At 61.6% G+C, this 18,376-nt stretch carries 16 protein-coding genes; 11 read left to right on the top strand and 5 right to left on the bottom strand.

The genetic code is table 11. The features are described 5' to 3' along the window. Positions 1-2: 2 nt before the first annotated feature. The 3 genes from FSO04_RS01400 (at position 3) to FSO04_RS01395 (ending at position 3,592) form a co-directional block, all read left to right on the top strand. The gene (locus FSO04_RS01400; protein ID WP_154557998.1) at positions 3-1,127 is read left to right on the top strand and encodes a fimbrial protein; all 1,125 of its coding nucleotides are present in this window, start codon (positions 3-5) and stop codon (positions 1,125-1,127) included. A gap of 130 nt (positions 1,128-1,257) precedes the next feature. After that, positions 1,258-1,671, top strand: a complete 414-nt coding sequence (locus FSO04_RS48665; RefSeq protein WP_414693365.1) for a fimbrial protein — start codon at positions 1,258-1,260, stop codon at positions 1,669-1,671. Positions 1,672-1,990: 319 nt separating this feature from the next. Beyond that, positions 1,991-3,592, top strand: coding sequence for a peptide chain release factor 3 (locus FSO04_RS01395; protein ID WP_074289095.1), 1,602 nt, complete (start codon positions 1,991-1,993; stop codon positions 3,590-3,592). A 4-nt stretch (positions 3,593-3,596) separates the two neighbouring features. Here the strand turns inward: FSO04_RS01395 and FSO04_RS01390 are convergent, their stop codons facing one another. Next, entirely contained in the window at positions 3,597-3,911 is a 315-nt protein-coding gene (locus FSO04_RS01390; RefSeq protein WP_154557997.1) for a helix-turn-helix domain-containing protein, read from the bottom strand. Between the two features lies 1 nt (position 3,912). Beyond that, a complete protein-coding gene (locus tag FSO04_RS01385) occupies positions 3,913-4,884 on the bottom strand; it encodes a type II toxin-antitoxin system HipA family toxin (RefSeq protein ID WP_233464701.1) in 972 nt (323 codons plus the stop codon). Positions 4,885-5,339: 455 nt separating this feature from the next. On the opposite strand from FSO04_RS01385, the gene FSO04_RS01380 reads away from it, so the two are divergent. Beyond that, positions 5,340-6,425 carry a type IV toxin-antitoxin system AbiEi family antitoxin gene (locus FSO04_RS01380; protein ID WP_154557996.1) on the top strand — a complete coding sequence of 362 codons (1,086 nt, stop codon included), beginning with the start codon at positions 5,340-5,342 and terminating at the stop codon, positions 6,423-6,425. Then, positions 6,413-7,282: a nucleotidyl transferase AbiEii/AbiGii toxin family protein gene (locus FSO04_RS01375; protein WP_154557995.1), complete on the top strand. Its 870-nt coding sequence runs from the start codon at positions 6,413-6,415 to the stop codon at positions 7,280-7,282. The genes FSO04_RS01380 and FSO04_RS01375 overlap by 13 nt, the downstream gene beginning before the upstream one ends. A gap of 59 nt (positions 7,283-7,341) precedes the next feature. Here the strand turns inward: FSO04_RS01375 and FSO04_RS01370 are convergent, their stop codons facing one another. Beyond that, entirely contained in the window at positions 7,342-8,277 is a 936-nt protein-coding gene (locus tag FSO04_RS01370; RefSeq protein WP_154557994.1) for a LysR substrate-binding domain-containing protein, read from the bottom strand. Positions 8,278-8,640: 363 nt separating this feature from the next. Between FSO04_RS01370 and FSO04_RS01365 the strand changes: the two genes are divergently transcribed. Then, positions 8,641-11,133, top strand: a complete 2,493-nt coding sequence (locus FSO04_RS01365) for a bifunctional acetate--CoA ligase family protein/GNAT family N-acetyltransferase (protein WP_168435523.1) — start codon at positions 8,641-8,643, stop codon at positions 11,131-11,133. A gap of 107 nt (positions 11,134-11,240) precedes the next feature. Here the strand turns inward: FSO04_RS01365 and FSO04_RS01360 are convergent, their stop codons facing one another. After that, complete coding sequence (locus FSO04_RS01360; protein WP_054034758.1) at positions 11,241-11,786, bottom strand: hypothetical protein; 546 nt, start codon at positions 11,784-11,786, stop codon at positions 11,241-11,243. A 77-nt stretch (positions 11,787-11,863) separates the two neighbouring features. Beyond that, positions 11,864-12,652 (bottom strand): IclR family transcriptional regulator, encoded by a 789-nt coding sequence (locus tag FSO04_RS01355; RefSeq protein WP_154557993.1) that lies wholly within the window; start codon positions 12,650-12,652, stop codon positions 11,864-11,866. 315 nt (positions 12,653-12,967) lie between these two features. On the opposite strand from FSO04_RS01355, the gene FSO04_RS01350 reads away from it, so the two are divergent. From FSO04_RS01350 to FSO04_RS01330, 5 genes are read left to right on the top strand one after another with little or no spacing between them, the layout of a single operon-like run. Next, entirely contained in the window at positions 12,968-14,017 is a 1,050-nt protein-coding gene (locus FSO04_RS01350; protein WP_166618132.1) for a sugar ABC transporter substrate-binding protein, read from the top strand. Further along, on the top strand, positions 14,014-15,534 hold the full coding sequence (locus FSO04_RS01345) for a sugar ABC transporter ATP-binding protein (protein ID WP_154557992.1): 1,521 nt from the start codon (positions 14,014-14,016) through the stop codon (positions 15,532-15,534). The genes FSO04_RS01350 and FSO04_RS01345 overlap by 4 nt, the downstream gene beginning before the upstream one ends. Next, positions 15,524-16,579 carry an ABC transporter permease gene (locus FSO04_RS01340; protein ID WP_154557991.1) on the top strand — a complete coding sequence of 352 codons (1,056 nt, stop codon included), beginning with the start codon at positions 15,524-15,526 and terminating at the stop codon, positions 16,577-16,579. Before FSO04_RS01345 ends, FSO04_RS01340 begins: the two co-directional genes overlap by 11 nt. Positions 16,580-16,604: 25 nt before the next feature. Further along, complete coding sequence (locus tag FSO04_RS01335) at positions 16,605-16,958, top strand: UxaA family hydrolase (protein ID WP_174825265.1); 354 nt, start codon at positions 16,605-16,607, stop codon at positions 16,956-16,958. 42 nt (positions 16,959-17,000) lie between these two features. Then, positions 17,001-18,317, top strand: a complete 1,317-nt coding sequence (locus FSO04_RS01330; protein ID WP_154557990.1) for a UxaA family hydrolase — start codon at positions 17,001-17,003, stop codon at positions 18,315-18,317. The last annotated feature ends 59 nt before the right edge of the window (positions 18,318-18,376 follow it).

Below are 18,376 nucleotides of genomic sequence, written 5' to 3'. Positions count from 1 at the left end.
CAATGTTTAAAGCAGACTTGAGTATGAGCGGAATCGGCTCAACCAATATCGATGTTGGGCGTTTTGAAGCCGACGCTGGCGAACTCCATTTGGGGCATTCGCTGACGCGACTCTTCGTGCGATTTGCGCTGATACTGTTCGGTGGCCTGATCTCGGTATCAGCACACGCAAACATTGCCTGCGAAGTTGCGAATATCGACTTGGCAATTGCGGCCGGAAATATTGCTTTACCCGTGAGTACGGTGCCTGGTACGACATTGGGTACCATTTCTTCCAGCACCTTCCAGATGAAATGCCATTTTACGAATCGAGTTAACAACGTTACTGCCGCGACGAATTACGCAAATCTCAGTACAAAGGCATCGCTTGCTACCGGATACAACGACCTTTACAAAACCAACATTGCTGGTATCGGAGTTCGATACACGTTTAATTCATCTGATTGCAACGTGAAAGACGTGGTGATGCAAGACGGTAAGGTGAAGATTGGCTGCTTCTTCGAGGGACCGATAGGCGGACCAGTCCAGACCGCCAACATTACTGTAACACCCACGCTTGTGGTCACAGGAGCGATAGGTTTTGGAACGTCGACGCTGTCGACTTCTCCATTGATCTCAATCGTCTATACGTCGTCTGATCAAGATACCTCTTGGTCTAAGGGTGACCTTTTTTCGGGGAGCGCAACGGGTACATTCGTCCATCCTGCCTGCTCCGTTAGCCGGCCGGCTGTTCCAGTTACACTTCCCTCGATCGGCATCAGCCGGCTGTCATCCGGCGTCGGTTCAACCGCAGGGGCGGAGCAGTTCTCGCTGTCGTTTAGTTGCAGCTCCGGGGCGAAGGTGTTGATCACGCTTACGGACAGCGTGGATACGGCGAACCGAAGCAATACCCTTCAGCTAAAGGCGGGTTCGACGGCGAAAGGCGTTGGGGTGCAGATTTTAAATGGCAACTCACCGGTTTCGTTCGGCCCAGACTCTGACACGGTTGGCAATACGAACCAATGGACGATTGGTAGTTCGCCAGATGGAGCATTAGATGTGCCGCTGACCGCGCGCTACATCAGAACAGGTGCGCTCTTACCGGGGACGGTCAATGCGCTTGCTACGTTCACGATGTCGTATCAGTAATGGGTGACGAGATATCAAGGCAAGCCGCGCCTCCGCTTAGTTCGGTGGTAATGCTGAAGAGTGAGTCACTCGGCTTACGGATGGTAGTGCGGCCCCCGCTTGCGGTGATGGCGACGATAGTCCCGCGCAGTTGCAGTGTGACTACACCTTCTGTTACGCAGCCGCTGCCTACCGTGTCTCCAAGCAGTCTAGCCTTTGGACCGGCTGGGGCAACTTTGTTCAACCTTGGCGTCAACTGCCCTTCCGGGGCCAAGGTTTATGTGACGCTAACGATGCGTCGAACGTTTCCAACACGTCGAGCACGTTGAGCCTGACGCCAGACTCAACCGCGAAGGGCGTTGGTTTGCAGATTCTCAATGGAACGACGCCGATTGCCTATGGCCCCGACTCCCCTGTTGCGGGAAAAATGAATCAATGGTCGGCAGGCATGGCGGCAGGCGGTACGATGAATATTCGACTGACTGCCCTATACATACGAACGACCGTGCCTTTGACTCCGGGCACAATAAAGGGTGTGGCCACTTTCACCATGGCCTATCAATAGTGCTGCGCAAGCGGCCCGCTGTTCGCCAGAAGCACTTGGCAGGGAGCCCCGTTCAAGTGCCGCATCTGCCCCCCAATCCCCATTTCCGATACGTCCGCCCCCATGACGTGTATCATTCGTTCCCTGCGCTGTTCTGTGCCGGCAATTCCCGTATTTCCAAACGCTCGTTCGTAACCTGGTTGCGACGCAGCGGAGTTGCCGCGTGAAGCGGGTCTCAGACCGGCTCCCGCAGTTCGGCGCCGCCGCGCCAGACATGGCAGACCAGGGGCTACAAGCTTCTGAAGACCGCTCGAACCTCTATCCGTGACCGCCAGACCCGATGTCAGTCTCCGAACTCAAACGCCGCCGCACGTTCGCGGTCATTTCCCACCCGGACGCGGGCAAAACCACGCTTACTGAGAAGCTGCTGCTGTTCTCGGGCGCGATTCAGATCGCCGGTACCGTGAAGGGCCGCAAGAGCAATCGCTATGCGACTTCGGACTGGATGGAGATCGAAAAGCAGCGCGGCATTTCTGTCGCCAGTTCAGTCATGCAGTTCGAGTACGGCGACGCCGTCATCAACCTGCTCGACACCCCGGGCCACGAGGACTTCTCTGAAGATACCTACCGTGTGCTGACGGCGGTCGACGCCGCCGTGATGGTGATCGACGGCGCCAACGGCGTCGAAGCGCAAACGCTGAAGCTGCTCGAGGTCTGCCGCAGCCGCAAGACGCCGATCGTTACCTTCATCAACAAGCTCGACCGCGAAGTGCGCGAGCCACTCGAACTGCTCGACGAAATCGAGCAGCATCTGGGTGTGGCGGCCGTGCCGTTCACCTGGCCGATCGGCATGGGCAAGGAATTCCAGGGCGTCTACGACATTCAGCACGACCAGGTGCGCCTGTTCCGCGCTGGGCAGGATAAGGCGGGCGGTGCGGTCGAAACGCTGCAAGCGCTCAGCGACGAAGAAGGCGAACGCCGCTTTGGCCATAGCTGGGTCAAGGCGAAAGAAGAAATCGACCTGATCACAGGCGCGTCGCCTGATTTCGATCGCGAGCAGTTCCTCGCGGGTCAGCAATCGCCGGTGCTGTTCGGCTCGGCGATCAATAACTTCGGCGTGAAGGAAATTCTCGACGCGCTGGTCGACCTTGCACCGCCGCCGTCGATGCGCATGACCGTGCAACGTCCGGTGATGCCGGACGAGCCGAAGTTCACCGGCGTGGTGTTCAAGGTGCAGGCGAACATGGACCTGGCGCACCGCGACCGCGTGGCGTTCATTCGCGTGTGTTCGGGGCATTTCGAACGCGGCATGGCCGTGAAGGTGACGCGCACGAACAAGACGTTCCGCGCGAATAACGTGGTGACGTTCCTGTCGCAGCGTCGTGAGACGGTCAGCGAGGCGTATCCGGGCGACATCATCGGTATCCCGAATCACGGCACCCTGAGCCTCGGCGATACGTTGACCGAAGGCGAACTGTTGCAGTTCGTTGGCCTGCCGTTCTTCGCGCCGGAAATTTTCCAGACGGTGGAAGTGGTGGACCCGATGCGCGCGAAGCAACTCGGCGAAGCGCTGAAGCAGCTCGGCGAGGAAGGCGCGATTCAGGTGTTCCGTCCGGAAGTCGGCGGTTTGATCATTCTTGGCGCGGTGGGTCAACTGCAGTTCGAAGTGGTGTCGCACCGCTTGTCGACGGAATACAAGGTCGACGTGCGGATGGCGCCGGCGCGGTATCGCATGTCGCGTTGGGTGACGTGTGACGATGCGGCTGAATTGCGTCGTTTCACGGATTCGTACGCGGCGCGGATCGCGCTCGATGCATCGGATGCGCCGACGTATCTGGCATCGCATGTGTCGGAAATCGAAGTCGCGCAGAAGGCCTGGCCGAAGATTGTCTTTAATGAACTGCGCGAGCATTCGGGCGCGCCGTTCAAGAAGGCGATGTAAGCCGTCATAGGCCGCTAATTGAGGTCGGTGAAGCGGGTTCGTTTCGCCTGATTGGGACAAATCCGACCTGCAGGCCGAAAAGCTTCGCAACGCTATTGAGCGAGTCGACGGTCGGATTCCCGGTCCCGCGCTCGATGTCCTGGATGACTCGGCGGCTGACGCCTCGGTGCGCGGCGAATTCCGCCTGGGTCAGGCCCGTCATCTTGCGCATCGCTTTCATGGCCTCAGGAATGGTCATGTCGCCCCGGGCGATCCTTTCGTAGAAAGCGCGGCGCAGGGCGTTCTGCTCTTCACGGGTGGGGCGAATCCGACGGGGCATGCTAGGCCTCTAAGGGTTGAAGAGCTTTCAGTTGTCGGGCCTGTGTATCGATGTACTGCGTCAGGAACTCGATGATGTCGTGATCGACCCCCCGCGCTGCCATCGTGTCGGGCAGGCGTTCGATCTGTACGGCAAACCGGCTCAACTCCGCGGCGAGCATTCGGCGTTCGTGGTCAGGTACAGGCAACGCCGCGAGCACGTCGGTCCAGTCCATCAGCTCAGCCCGGGTGTTCGGGCGATACCACCTCAATGCACGTGGGATCAACTCGGGATCGAGGTACATCGGCGCGAAGTCAAACAGGGGCGTGAGCTGAACTCTGCCTTCGACCAGTTGCACAGCCGTATTGCGCGCGTGATTGTCCGTGTTGCGCATCGCCAGATTGAGTACGTCCCGCTTGATGAATTCGAGCGTTTCGGCTGCTGGATCGCTCACAACTTTGCGGATTCCGGCCACGACCTCGAAGAGGCTCGGTCGCTGGTCAAAACCGGGTAACCCCAGAATGGATGCCACGCTTTCCTGATGGAGGCGCACGACTTTCCCGTCGCGCGCGATCCGGTCGAAGCGCGGAACCAGCAGAACGTCTCCGTGAAGGGTCGGCAAATCCGCGTGCGTGCGGATACCCAGCGCGGCAGCCACCCGCATGTACGCTGCTTCATTGCGCAGGACCTTGTCGTCGGCCGCGCTATTCCCGCGCGGCAGTTTCGCGATCAAGTGCTGCGTGGCATCGGCATCAGGCAGGATGGCATCACCACGCAGCAGGCCCGCGCGGTCCCGGGTTAGCAGGTATTTCGGCGCCGCGCCCTGAACCCCCGTGGTGCCGGTGCCCAGCATCCCGTGCGCGGACATCATTTCCTTGAATTCTGCGCTTCGCACGGCGACGTCGTCGATGGTCAGGCAAAGGCCGCCGTTAAGCTCGATCTGCGCGCAGTCAACCCAGCGATCGTCCAGAAATATCTGCAGGGTGCAATCCATGAGGCAACTCCTTGTGCCTCCTAAATGTAGCGCGATAAGGCGATGGATTGCTTATGTGCTTCTTATAAGTGCTTTTTGGCCGAATCAGCGACTGGATGGCAGTCGTTCAAGGGTCGCAGACGTAGGTTGCTCTTGCGCTCCTTGGCGTTCGATCGTGGCGCGTTAGAAGATGCGTCTAACATCCCTCATATGGGCCACTAAGCGGCTTAACAGCCTATCTATGGGCTGTTAAATTGAAAGGCAGCAAGAATCGGCCAAGGATGGGGCGTGAATCCGGCGCAGCGAACTCATGAGCGAGAAAGCCTGTGACCCAGCGGTTGTGTTGGCGGGGCTGAAAGCCGCCAGGCAAATGCTTGCACAAATTTTCAGTAAAACAATTAATTTCAACATTTGCTGAAAATGGTGATTTTACTGAAAAATTTGCCAAATTTCAGTATTTAGGCTAATTTCAACAAATGCTGAAAGTGGACAAATTGATGAACAGGACCGAACTTCAGGGTCGTGAGGCCTTGGAGAGCTTGCTCTCGCAAATACCCGTCATCGGCATCCGTGACGTGCAATGGGAGCGCCCGCTCGCCAGTCAGGAAGTCGACCTCATCGTGCACCTGCAAACGGCAGAGCAGCCCTATCAATTGTTCTGCGACATCCTGCCCAGCGGGCAGCCGCGATATGTCAACCACGCCTTACTGAAGATGCGTGAGGAAGTAACCCGGGGCGGACCAGAGGTTGTGCCGATTCTTATTGCCCCCTATTTCTCGCCGGCGACGAGGGATGTCTGTCAACAAAACCATGTGGGCTATCTCGACTTGGAGGGCAATGCGCGGATTTCCTTCGGGAGTGTCTTCATTGACCGTCAAGTTTCCGTCAAGCCTGTCGTTGAACGCCGCGAGCTCAAGTCCCTGTTCAGGCCTCGGTCGGCGCAAGTGCTTCGAGTGATGTTGCGCGAGCCCGCGCGTATCTGGCGCGTTGCTGAGCTTGCGCAAGCCTCGGGCGTCAGTCTGGGCCACGTCAGCAATGTGCGCACAGGATTGCTGGATCGTGAATGGGCCACGGCGAGCAGCGATGGACTTTACTTGTCCCAACCCGACCTCTTGCTGGACGCATGGCGTGATAGCTATGAAGCGCCAGCCGGCGAGCACAAGCGTTTCTACACGACACTGCACGGAAGTGCCCTTGAGGATGCCGCGCGCAACGTGCTGAGTGGGAATGGCGAGAAGGATCTTTGGGCGGCCTTCGCTTCATTTTCCGCTGCCAAGTGGTTGGCGCCCTATGCGCGAACCAGTACCCACTACTTCTATGCAAGCCACGCAGGGCTGGAGAAGCTCAAGACGGCTCTGAAACTGGAGCCTTCAGCGAAGGGAGAGAACGTTATGATCATGCTCCCTAAAGACGAAGGCGTGCTGTCGGACACCGTCGAACCGGCACCCGGCGCCATCTGTACCAGCCCGGTTCAGACCTATCTTGATCTGAGCATTGCCGGTGAGCGCGGCGAAGAGGCCGCTCAATATCTACGTCAGGAAAGGATGACATGGCCGAATTAGTTCCACAGGAGCCGCAGTCGGCGGCTGATTACGACGATCGCACCACCCATGCCGTGAAATCCGTTCTGGTGGAGATTGGCCAGGTGCTTGGCAGCTTTAGAGGCAAATTCGCGGTGATTGGTGGCGCGGTGCCCTGGTTGCTGCTCGACAGCGAAGAGATGCGACACGTCGGCACGATTGACGTCGATTTGAGCCTGGACGCCGAGGCTCTTGCCGATAAGGAATACGCCACCCTCGTCGCGGCGCTGATGGGTCACGGTTATCAACAACGCGACGGACTCAGGCGCTTCCAGCTCGTTCGTCAGGTCCCGCCAACGGATGAAGGGCCGGCGATCGATGTCATCGTCGACTTCCTTATGCCGCGTCCGGCCGACATTGAAAAGAACATTCCGCCGCTGATTGACAACTTCGCGGTCCACCGCGCAGACGGCGCCGACCTCGCTACGCGTTTCTATCAAATGGTGGCGATTTCAGGGCCGATGCCAAACGGTGGTACCAACAAAGTCGAAATCGCCGTGTGTTCCATCCCGGCCCTGCTGGCCATGAAGGGGTATGCCCTGAACGGACGGCTCAAACAAAAAGACGCTTATGACGTCTACTTCTGCGTGCGAAACTATCCGGGAGGCGTGGAGGCCTTGGCAGACGCCTGTTACCCGCTTCTCGACCACGCCAGCGGTGCTGTGGGGTTCGGGTATATCGCAGCAAAGTTTGATGTCCTCGACGGTTTTGGACCTACCTCGGTCCGGCGATTCGTCGAAGACTCTCAAATCCTGGGTGATCGCACGCCAGAGCAATGGCAACAGGACGCCTTTGGACAGGTCGAGGCGCTCTTGCGCGCATTGAACTTGCGTGAGTAAACGCTACCGCGGCCTTGTCGAATACCCTCGGCTAACACGCACGGCAAGGGATCAAGGGATTATTCCAGCCCGGATGACGAAGTTACGCCCTTCGACTGCGATGACCTGGCGCTAACCGAGTGCGAGACCTGTAGGAGCAAAACCTCTTCCCGCATCCACCCCGCGAACGCTTGCACATACTCAAGCCCCACATATTGCTGCGGGATGTCGAGCCAATACCCGAACGGCCCAGTCACCTCGATCTCCGAGAACCGCGTCAAACTCCCATCAGCCAATTCCTCGACGATCATGTTCCGATCGACCACCGCCAGCCCCGCGCCTTTACGCGCGGCGCGGATCGCCTGCTCCAGCGTAGAAAACTCGATGCCGTTTTCCGCGTAGCGTGCGGGCAGGCCCGCCTTCGCCAGCCAGTTCGGCCACAGGTCCAGGCGGGCGTCGTTATGCAGCACGTGCAGCGCGGGCAAATGTTCGAGCAGCATGTCGAGTGATTCGCTGAGCAGACCCGGTGCGCCGACTAGTACGTGGCGCTCCGTCATCAGCAATTCGGAATGCGCACCCGCGAGTGCATTTCGGCCGAAGCGGATGACGCAGTGGCAGTCTTCGGTGGGCGACGTGCGAACGGACAGTTCGACATCGGGCAATTCGTCCCCGAGCGAGCCGAGCCGCGGCGAGAACCACTGTGTCGCAAAGGTGGGCGGCACGGCGACGACGAGACGCCGCCGCCCTTTGGCTGCGGTGATCTGACGGAAGCCGCGCTCGATGGTGTCGAAAGCTTCGGAGAGGCAAGGCAGGAATTGCACCCCGGCCGGCGTCAACCGGATCCCCTTGTGATCGCGCTCAAACAGCTTCGCGCCGAGCGATTCCTCGAGCAGCTTGATCTGCCGGCTCACCGCGCCTTGGGTGACGCATAGCGCAGTGGCCGCGCGGTTAAAGCTCATGTGCCGGGCTGTTTCTTCAAAGAAGCGCAACGCGATCAGCGATGGCAAGCGCCGCATAAATCACCTTCTGTCTCTTTGTTCGTTCGGAGCAGGCGTGACTGTTGTCGCGTGCCTGCTCGCGGAATCCATGTTCGTGCTGCGCGTTGTCTCCGACGCGCCGTGCCGCCATCAATCAGCCCGCACCTGTCAAAGGCAAACGGGCCGTTCGGGCAGCCATAGGATTGTCGCATTCAGGCTCGATATTTTGCCTGATCGCGCTAAAAAAATTCTGGCGTGCGTTGGCGCGGATCAAGCGGGATTTCGTCTACGTCACACCGCGTTTTCAGCACCGCAGCCGCGCAAGCCCTCGACTTCGCCTATCCTGACGAAGACGCGCGCCACCTGGCCGCCGTGCCTACTTCACACTCCGCTGGAGCGCCCGTGACCGTTCGCAACCTAGACGCCCTGTTCCGCCCTAAATCCGTCGCCGTGATCGGCGCTTCCGAGCGGCCGGGCAGCACCGGCGCAATGGTGTGGGCGCGCGTGCTGGAAGGCGGCTTCGAGGGCCCCATCTGGCCGGTCAATCCGAAATACGAGACGCTCGGCGGACGCAAGGTCATCGGCGATGTCGGCGATTTGCCGCAAGCGCCTACCGTCGCGCTGATCTGCACGCCGCCCGACACGTGGCCCGGCATCATCCACAAGCTCGGCGGCCTAGGCACGCGCGCGGCGATCATCGTCGGCGAGGTGCGGAGCGATGAGGACCGCGCGCATCTCCGGCATGCGCTCTCGGCGGCGCGGCCGCATTTGCTGCGGATCGTCGGGCCGGGCAGTCTCGGAGTGGTGTCGCCGGCGCTGCACGCGCATTTCGGTGCGCCGTCGTGCACGGTGAAGGCGGGTGGTGTGGCATGGGTGTCGCAGTCGAATGCACTGACGAATGCTGTGCTCGGTTGGGCGCATGCGCGCGGCCTTGGCTTTTCGCACGCCGTGGCGCTGGGTGGCGAAGCCGACGTAGATGCCGGCGACGTGCTCGACTATCTGGCGAGCGATCCCGGCACGCGCGCGATCCTCCTGGAGTTGGATACGGTGCGCGCCGCGCGTAAATTCATGTCCGCGGCTCGCGCGGCGGCGCGCAACAAGCCAGTGCTGGCGTTGCGCTCAGGCCGCGCCGATCCGGCCGACGCGCTGTACACGGCGGCATTCCGCCGCGCGGGCATGGTGCGCGTCGATTCGCTCGACGATCTGCTCGATGAAATCGAAACGCTCGGCGTGGGCCGGGTGGCGGCAGGCGCGACGGCGACGCTGATTACCAGCGACAGTGGCCTCGCCACGCTCGCCTGCGACGCCTTTGCCGCTGCCGGCGACACGCTCGCGCCGTGGCCCGCCGAAGCGGATGCGGCGCTAAGCGAAGCGCTGCCGCACGCGGTGGCCGGCAACCCGCTAAGACTCGGCGACGATGCGCGTCCCGAGCATTTCGGCACCGCGCTCAAGCTGCTCGCCGAGCATCGCAGCACGGGCACGGCCTTCGTGGTCCACGCGTCGACGCATGGCGCGCCGGTCGGTGAGGTCGCGCAGGCATTGATCGCGAATCAGCGCTTCGCCTATCGCGGGCTGCTCGCATGCTTTTTCGGCGGCGTGGATGCGGCCACGCGCGATGCGCTGCATGCGCAAGGCATTCCGGTTCATACGACGCCACAGCGGCTTGCGCGCGCTTTTGCGCGTCTGGTCGACTACCGGATGGGACGCGAACTGCTGATGCAAACGCCGGAAGGTTTGCCGGCGCAGATACCCGAAGCAATCGACGCCGCTCAGGCGCAGGCCCGCGCCGTGCTCGCGGCAGGTGAGCACCAACTAACTGGGGCCGCGGCGGCACAGTTTCTTGAGCGTTTTGGTCTGAGCGTTGAAACGCAAGGGGGCGACCTGACGAAAGGATCCTCGGCGCAAGGCGCTACGGAAAGATCGACGCAAGTGCTAACCCAACAAGCCGTGCAGCAACTAGCCGCAGCGCCGGCACAAGCAGACTGCGAGGAACTGGTCGCCGCACAGTCGCGCAAGCCGGTTGTCGCCATCGCCGTCGAACTTCACGACGACGACAACTTCGGCCCCGTCTTCCGCTTCACCGCGCCTTCTGCGGATGGCGTGTCCGAGCCGCTGCGCGTCTACGGCTTGCCGCCACTTAATCCGATGCTCGCGCGCGACATGGTCATGCACTCGCGCTACGCGCGCCTGATCGATCCCGAGCCGGCATTAACCGCATTGACGGCGCTTTCGCAGGCGGTCTGCGACGTCAAGGAGATCGTCGGCCTGGCGCTGACGCTGTGCGTATTCAAGGACCACGTGGTGGTAGTCGAGCCTACCCTCAGCCTCGCGTCGACACGCAGCCGGCTCGCGATCGTACCGTACCCGCGCCGTTTCGAAGAGACGATCGACTGGCAGGGCCTGCGCGTGACAGTCCGGCCGATCCGACCGGAAGACGAAGCCGCGCATCACGATTTCGTCGAAGCGATGACGCCGGAAGATTTGCGTTTGCGGTTTTTCGGCGCAGTAGGCAGCTTCGATCACTCGCAGCTCGCGCGTATGACGCAGATCGACTACGACCGCGAAATGGCGCTGATCGCGACGGTCACCAGCGAAGACGGTTTCACGCGCACGCTCGGCGTCGTGCGCGCCGTAGCCGATCCCGACAACGAGACGGCCGAGTTCGCCGCCGCGGTGCGCTCCGACCAGAAAGGCCGGCGCCTTGGACAATTGCTGATGGATCGGATCATCAAGTACGCGCGGGCGCGCGGCACCCACTGGCTGGTCGGCGAGGCGTTGCGGGAGAACGCGCCGATGATCGCGCTAGCCAAGTCCTGCGGCTTCACCATCACGCCGACGGAAGATCCTGGCGTGGTCGGCTTCAGGATGGCGCTGGATGAACCGGCGCAAGGCTAAGTTGGCGGGGAGGGCGCTTGCCGAAGCTCACAGACACAAGACCGCCCGCTATGACTATGACGCCAGGCCGCGGCGATTCGCGGCCCCAGGCGTTGTGACTTCAGCTTTTAAGCCGGCAACTTCGCCGCGGCTTCGTCGACCTGCGTGCGGGTCACGGACAACTCTTCCAGCAACGCTTCAGCGTACACAGCACCGGTTTCGCGTTCCAGACGCGCGATGGTCGCGGCGCAACGGTTCGCGTCCTTCAGCGTCGCGATGAACGACTTCACCGATTCACCCGCCTTGAAGGCGTCGAACAGCGGCACGCGGATGTCGTCCGGCAGCGGACGCGCCGTCCATTGATACGGCTTGCCGTTGAACGTGAACTGCGGCGGCAGCACGCGCTCTTTCTTCGCGGCCGGAATCAGGCCGAAGGTGCGCGCGGCGTCGCCGATCTGCTCAGCCGAAAACAGCTCGTCCGGGCTGATGTCGAATTGCTGAATGAAGGTCTCGATGCTGTGCATCGCCGCAGCGCGGTCGTCACGGCGCTTTTGCGCATGAGCGACGATGTCGCGCAGTTCGTCGGCTTCTTCGGGCGTGATCGTGAAGCTCGACTGCTTCTGCTGAAGTTCGGAAAAACGCTGGAATTCGGAATCGGTCAGAAGTTTCGCCATTGCTTGATCGTTGAGCGCGCATGAGGAGACCCCTGCGGCGTGATTTTTGAAAGGGTCGCCATTCTAAACCATGTGCATTAAACAGCCTCTTCCCGAAACATCGAGAGCGCCTGCACCGTCTCACGCAGCAGCGCCGTTGCCGCCTCCAGCGTCGGCGCGACGTATTCGTCGATGCGCCGCAAGTACGGACACGTGAGCACCGCGATCGCCTGACCCGACGGCCCCTGGATCGGAAACGTGACGTCCGTGACACCGAAGGTCTGCTGACTGTCCTTCTGCGAAAAACCCGCCGCGCGAATCCGCTCGCATGCCTGTTCCAGGGCTTCGCGATCGATCGTGACTTCGCCTTTCACCTTGGTGTGTTCGGCCAGCATCTGGTCGCGTTGCTCGACGCTTTGAAACGCGAGCATCACGCGGCCCGAACCCGTATCGATCAGGCCGACCCGCGAGCCGAGCCGCACCGACATGCCCCACGTGCCCGGTCCGTCCACTTGCGCGATCACCAGCAGATTGCCGCGGTCGCACACCACGAGGTGACACGATTGCTCCGCGGCATCGGCAAAACGCTGCATCAGCGGCAGGGCTTCGGAGATCAGGCGGTTCATCGGCGGATGACGATGTGCGAGCGCATACAGCTTCAGGCTCAGCGAATAGCGGTCGCCCGCCGCCGAGCGCACCACGTACTGCCGTGCGACCAGTCGCTCCAGCATCCGGTACATCTCGCTCGCGTTGCGTCCCAGCCGCTTGGTGATTTCGGCGCGCGTCAGCCCTTCTTTCTGCTCCGCGAGCAGTTCTAGGATGTCGAGGCCCTTGTCCAACGCGGGGGCGCGGTAACGGTCGGCGTCGTCTTTGTCGTCTGCGTCCATGGTGAGCGAGGTTCCGTGTGTTGTTCTCATTATCTGGCGCGTGAGTGTAAGTGCGTGGGGAATCTCGTGCGAGGTGGCACGCGCCAGGGGAAACACCGAGGCATGATGCAGTGCACATCGCTTGACTTCGAAAAGTCCGTATATGAATAATACGTTCATTGGTGAATGAACGCACACCAATACTTCATAAGAAAGCGCAGGACCAAGTGCCCACCACTCGCATGGCGGGTTCACGCAGTTCCCACAACGCATTGCTTTGCATGGGGCCGGAGTAAGCGCTAAAGCGCTAACTCCGGACCGACATAGGAGACAACCATGTCGTTCGCGAAAGGGCCGCACCCGGCTCGCCGTTTGTTCCAGAGTTCGTTGTTCGCCATTGCGGCGGCAGCTTGCGTCGCCAGCTTCGCCGTCAGTGGTGCGGCACACGCCGCTGACGCCGGCAAGGTCGGCCTCGGTCTGCCGCTTCTCACGTCGCCGTTCTGGCAGTCGTACAACAACTATCTGCCCAAGTACGCGAAGGACATGGGCATCGATATCCTCGCGCCGGTCAATTCGAACGGCGATCCGGTCCAGCAGATCACCGACATGAACAACCTGCTGAACCTCGGTGCGAAAGGCATCGTGGTCGGCCCGCTGGATTCGGCGGCGATCAGTCGCGCGCTCGATGCGGCATCGGCGAAGAACGTGCCGGTGGTCGCCGTCGACGTCGCGCCGACGCAAGGCAAGGTGGCGATGGTGGTGCGCGCCGACAACCACGCCTACGGCGAGAAAGCGTGCAAGTACATCGGCGAGCACGTGAAGTCGGGCAAGGTTGTGCAGATCATGGGCGACCTGGCGTCGGTGAACGGACGCGACCGCTCCGAAGCGTTCCGCTCGTGTCTGAAGGGCTTCCCGGGTTTGTCGCTGCTGGAGATTCCGGCAAGTTGGAAGGGTGACGTCGCGGCTACCGCGCTCGACAGCCTGCTCACCGCGAATCCTGACGTGAAGGCAATCTACATGCAGGCAGGCGGCGTCTATCTGTCGCCCACGCTGCAAACGTTGCGCCGCAAGCAGATGCTGTTTCCGGCCGGCGATGCGAAGCACGTCGTGATTGTCAGTAACGACGGCATTCCGCAGGAGTTCGAGGCCATCCGTCGTGGTGATATCGACGCCACCATTTCGCAGCCTGCCGATTCCTACGCGAAATACGGTCTCTTCTACATCAAGGCCGCGTTGGCCGGACAGACCTTCAAGCCGGGCCCGACGGATCACGGCAGCAACATCGTCCAGCTGGCGCCGGGCATTCTCGAAGATCAATTGCCCGCACCGCTCGTCACGAAGGCGAATGTCGACGACAAAGCCTTGTGGGGCAATACCGTTAAATGAGCGAGCCGACGCCCTCCGTGCCGGTCGTCGAAGCGTTTGAGGTCACCAAACGCTTCGGCTCCACGGCCGCGCTGAAAGACGTGAGCATCCGGGTGATGCCTGGTGAGTCGCATGCGCTCGTCGGGCGTAACGGTGCGGGCAAATCGACGCTGGTGTCGATCCTCACCGGCTTGCGCAAGCCCGATACCGGCGAGGTGCGTTTTGGCGGCACGGCCGCGCCGTCGATCGCGGACCGTGATGCGTGGCGCGAGCGTGTGGCCTGCGTTTATCAGCATTCGACGATCATTCGCGATCTGAGCGTCGCGGAGAATCTGTTCATCAACCGGCAGCCGTCACGAGGGGGCGTGATTGATTGGCGCGCCATGCGCCGCGATGCACGTGAGTTGCTCGATCACTGGAAGATCGACGTACGCGAAGATGCGCGCGCCGGCGATCTGAGCGTGGAAGCACGGCAACTCGTGGAGATTGCGCGGGCGCTGTCGTACGGCGCGCGCTTCATCATTCTCGACGAACCGACCGCGCAACTCGACGGCGACGAAATCAAGCGCCTGTTCCGCCGCATCAGCGAGTTGCAGCGCGAAGGCGTGACGTTCCTCTTTATTTCTCATCATCTGCAAGAGGTCTATGAAATCTGCCAGGCGGTGACGGTGCTGCGTGACGCGCGGCATATCGTCAGCGCGCCGGTTTCCGCGTTGCCGCGCGAGCAATTGATCGAAGCGATGACCGGCGAGCGCGGCGGCCTGGCCGTCGCTGACGCGGCGGCGCGCGATGCGTTGCCGGCGGACACCGCCATTGCGCTGGAAGTCAAAGATCTGGTGGGTTCCGATTACGAAGGTGTGTCGTTCACGGTGAAGCGTGGCGAAGTGGTCGGGCTGACCGGCGCAACTAGCAGCGGCCGCACGAGCGTGGCCGAAGCGATTGCCGGTTTGCGCGCGGCGAGGCGTGGCTCGATCAGCGTGGATGGCACAACGCTGCCGCCTGGCGATGTCCCTGCTGCGCTGGCTCACGGCATCGGTTGCGTGCCGAAGGATCGCCATCACGAAGGCCTGGTGCTGACGCAATCGGTTGCCGAAAACGCCTCGATGACGATCGCGCGCCTGCTTGGCAAATTCGGCATCGCGCCGCCTGCGAAAAAGAACGCCTTCGGTCAGAAGATGATCGACGCGCTCGGCATCGTCGCGCAAGGCCCCGAGCATGTCGTGTCAGGGCTGTCGGGCGGCAATCAGCAGAAGGTCGTGATGGCACGCGCACTCGCCACCGATCCGAACGTGCTTGTATTGATCGACCCTACGGCAGGCGTCGATGTGAAATCGAAAGAGGCGTTGCTGTCAGTCGTGGATCGCGTGCGAGAGGAGGGCAAGGCCGTGCTGGTCGTGTCCGGCGAACTCGACGATCTGCGTACCTGTGACCGTGTGCTGGTCATGTTCCGTGGCCGTGTCGCGGCCGAATTTCCCGCGGGTTGGCAAGACCACGACCTGATCGCATCCGTTGAAGGAGTTAGTCTCCATGAAGAATAGTGTGCCCAGCCCTGCATTCGGCACCGCGCAAGCTCAAGCGCAACCGCAGCCGATCGCGGCGGCCTCAAGCGGCAAACGTGCCCGCAGCGAACTCGCCCGGCTGCGCGAACTGGCCTTGCTGCCCGCGCTTGCGTTGCTGCTCGTGATCGGCGCGTTCGTCAGCCCGAGCTTTCTGACGAAGGCAAATCTGATCAGCGTGCTGGGGGCGTCCGCGGCATTGGCATTGGTTGTGCTCGCCGAATCGCTGATCGTGTTGACCGGCAAGTTCGATCTGTCGCTCGAATCGACGGTGGGCATTGCGCCGGCTATCGGCGCGATGCTGGTGATGCCGGCGGCGTCCGCGGGCTTCGGGTTGCAATGGCCGGCGGCGGCGGGTTTGCTGGCTATCCTCGTGGTTGGCGCGGTGATTGGCTTCGTCAACGGTTTCCTGGTGGTGCGTTTGCGATTGAACGCCTTCATCGTTACGCTGGCGATGCTGATCGTGCTGCGCGGCATGCTGGTCGGTGCGACCAAAGGCGGCACGCTGTTCGATATGCCGCCGTCGTTCTTCTCGCTCGCCACCACGATCGTGCTCGGTTTGCCCTTGTCGGTGTGGCTCGCGGCGGCAGCGTTTGCCATCGCTGCGTTCGTGCTGCGCTATCACCGCCTGGGTCGCGCGTTGTACGCGATCGGCGGCAATCCGGAAGCGGCGCGCGCGGCGGGGATTCGCGTGGAGCGTATTACGTGGGGCGTATTCGTGCTCGGCAGTATGCTGGCCTCGGTGGGCGGTCTGATCGTGACCGGGTACGTCGGCGCGATCAACGCGAACCAGGGTAACGGCATGATTTTCACGGTGTTCGCGGCGGCGGTGATCGGCGGCATTTCGCTCGACGGCGGCAAGGGCTCCATGCTCGGTGCGCTCACCGGCGTGTTGCTGCTCGGCGTCGTGCAGAACCTGCTGACGCTGGCCCAGGTGCCGTCGTTCTGGATTCAGGCGATCTACGGCGCGATCATCCTCGGCTCGCTGATGGTGGCACGGCTCGCCAGCGGCGAAGGCCAGAACTAATGCACACGCATCACGGAGAACGCACTTGACCAGCAGCTCAACGCAAACCCCGCAAACGCCCCAAACGTTGCAAATCGATCCACGCCTGATCCTGCTCAGCCCCGCGGATAACTGCCTGATCGCGGCGGCGCGTCTCGATGCGGGCACGCAAGTCGAGATCGAAGGCGAGCGCGTGACGCTCACCAAAACCATCGATCTCGGTCACAAGGTCGCGCGCCATGAACTTGCGAGAGACGACAAGGTGCTGCGTTACGGCGCGGTGATCGGTCACGTGACCGAGGCGGTGGCGCGCGGCGCGCATCTGCATACGCACAACCTCGAAAGCGATTACCTGCCCACGTATACGCACGACGCGGGCCACGAGTTCGTCCATCACTGAATTGAGCACATTGACGTGGCCTTGCGCCGCGCTGGAATGATCATGACTGACACTTCCGTAGCATCCGCCGCCGCGCAGCATCAGCCCTTGTTGCAGGGCTATCCGCGCAAGGATGGCCGCAAGGGCATCCGCAATGTGGTTGCGGTGGCGTATCTGGTCGAGTGCGCGCATCACGTCGCGCGCGAGATCGTCACGCAGTTTCGCGAACCGCTCGACGCGTTCGACGATCCTTCAGCCGAACGCGAGCCGCCGGTGCATCTGATCGGCTTTCCCGGTTGCTATCCGAATGGCTACGCCGAAAAGATGCTCGAGCGCCTCACCACGCATCCCAACGTAGGCGCGGTGCTGTTCGTGTCGCTCGGGTGCGAGAGCATGAACAAGCATTACCTTGTGGACGTGGTGCGCGCGAGCGGCCGTCCTGTCGAAGTCCTGACGATCCAGGAAAAAGGCGGCACACGCAGCACGATTCAATACGGCGTCGACTGGATTCGCGACGCCCGCAAGCAACTTGCCGCGCAGCAGAAAGTGCCGATGGCGCTGAGCGAACTGGTGATCGGCACGATTTGCGGCGGCTCGGACGGAACCAGCGGCATCACCGCAAACCCGGCTGTGGGCCGTGCGTTCGATCATCTGATCGACGCGGGCGCGACCTGCATCTTCGAAGAAACCGGCGAGTTGGTGGGTTGCGAGTTTCATATGAAAACGCGTGCCGCGAGGCCAGAACTCGGCGATGAAATTGTCGCGTGCGTGGCGAAGGCGGCGCGCTACTACTCGATCCTCGGGCATGGCAGTTTTGCCGTCGGCAATGCGGACGGCGGCCTCACCACGCAGGAAGAGAAATCGTTGGGCGCGTATGCGAAAAGCGGCGCGTCGCCGATTGTCGGCATTATCAAACCCGGCGACGTTCCGCCGACCGGCGGCCTTTATCTTCTCGACGTCGTACCTGACGGCGAACCGCGCTTCGGCTTTCCGAACATCAGCGACAACGCGGAAATCGGCGAGCTGATCGCATGCGGCGCGCATGTGATTCTGTTCACGACCGGACGTGGATCGGTGGTCGGCTCGGCGATTTCACCGGTCATCAAGGTGTGCGCGAATCCCGCGACCTACCGCAATCTCGCCGGCGATATGGACGTCGATGCAGGGCGCATTCTCGAAGGCCGCGGCACGCTCGACGAAGTCGGCCGCGAGGTGTTCGAGCAAACGGTGGCGGTGTCGCTCGGGGCGGCGTCGAAATCGGAAATGCTCGGTCATCAGGAATTCATCCTGACGTACAAGACTTTCGAACCAATGGGCCCGGCCTGTTTGCCGTCGAACGCTGCACCGCCGCATCGGGTTGTTGCGATCGAGCCGCACTGAGCGGGCCTAGCGACCTCAGCGATCAGTACGGCCGCGAGCGCGAGCCGTATTCGATTCAG

Source organism: Paraburkholderia madseniana (genome assembly GCF_009690905.1).
GTDB lineage: Bacteria > Pseudomonadota > Gammaproteobacteria > Burkholderiales > Burkholderiaceae > Paraburkholderia > Paraburkholderia madseniana.
The sequence above is the reverse complement of the archived record's forward strand: the minus strand, read 5'-3'. Positions and strand labels throughout refer to the sequence as shown.

Coding starts and splice junctions, on each gene's coding strand:
- FSO04_RS01400 (WP_154557998.1), top strand. CDS start 3: ATGTTTAAAGCAGACTTGAGTATGAGCGGAATCGGCTCAACCAATATC.
- FSO04_RS01395 (WP_074289095.1), top strand. CDS start 1,991: ATGTCAGTCTCCGAACTCAAACGCCGCCGCACGTTCGCGGTCATTTCC.
- FSO04_RS01390 (WP_154557997.1), bottom strand. CDS start 3,911: ATGCCCCGTCGGATTCGCCCCACCCGTGAAGAGCAGAACGCCCTGCGC.
- FSO04_RS01385 (WP_233464701.1), bottom strand. CDS start 4,884: ATGGATTGCACCCTGCAGATATTTCTGGACGATCGCTGGGTTGACTGC.
- FSO04_RS01380 (WP_154557996.1), top strand. CDS start 5,340: ATGCTGAAAGTGGACAAATTGATGAACAGGACCGAACTTCAGGGTCGT.
- FSO04_RS01375 (WP_154557995.1), top strand. CDS start 6,413: ATGGCCGAATTAGTTCCACAGGAGCCGCAGTCGGCGGCTGATTACGAC.
- FSO04_RS01370 (WP_154557994.1), bottom strand. CDS start 8,277: ATGCGGCGCTTGCCATCGCTGATCGCGTTGCGCTTCTTTGAAGAAACA.
- FSO04_RS01360 (WP_054034758.1), bottom strand. CDS start 11,786: ATGGCGAAACTTCTGACCGATTCCGAATTCCAGCGTTTTTCCGAACTT.
- FSO04_RS01355 (WP_154557993.1), bottom strand. CDS start 12,652: ATGGACGCAGACGACAAAGACGACGCCGACCGTTACCGCGCCCCCGCG.
- FSO04_RS01350 (WP_166618132.1), top strand. CDS start 12,968: ATGTCGTTCGCGAAAGGGCCGCACCCGGCTCGCCGTTTGTTCCAGAGT.
- FSO04_RS01345 (WP_154557992.1), top strand. CDS start 14,014: ATGAGCGAGCCGACGCCCTCCGTGCCGGTCGTCGAAGCGTTTGAGGTC.
- FSO04_RS01340 (WP_154557991.1), top strand. CDS start 15,524: ATGAAGAATAGTGTGCCCAGCCCTGCATTCGGCACCGCGCAAGCTCAA.
- FSO04_RS01330 (WP_154557990.1), top strand. CDS start 17,001: ATGACTGACACTTCCGTAGCATCCGCCGCCGCGCAGCATCAGCCCTTG.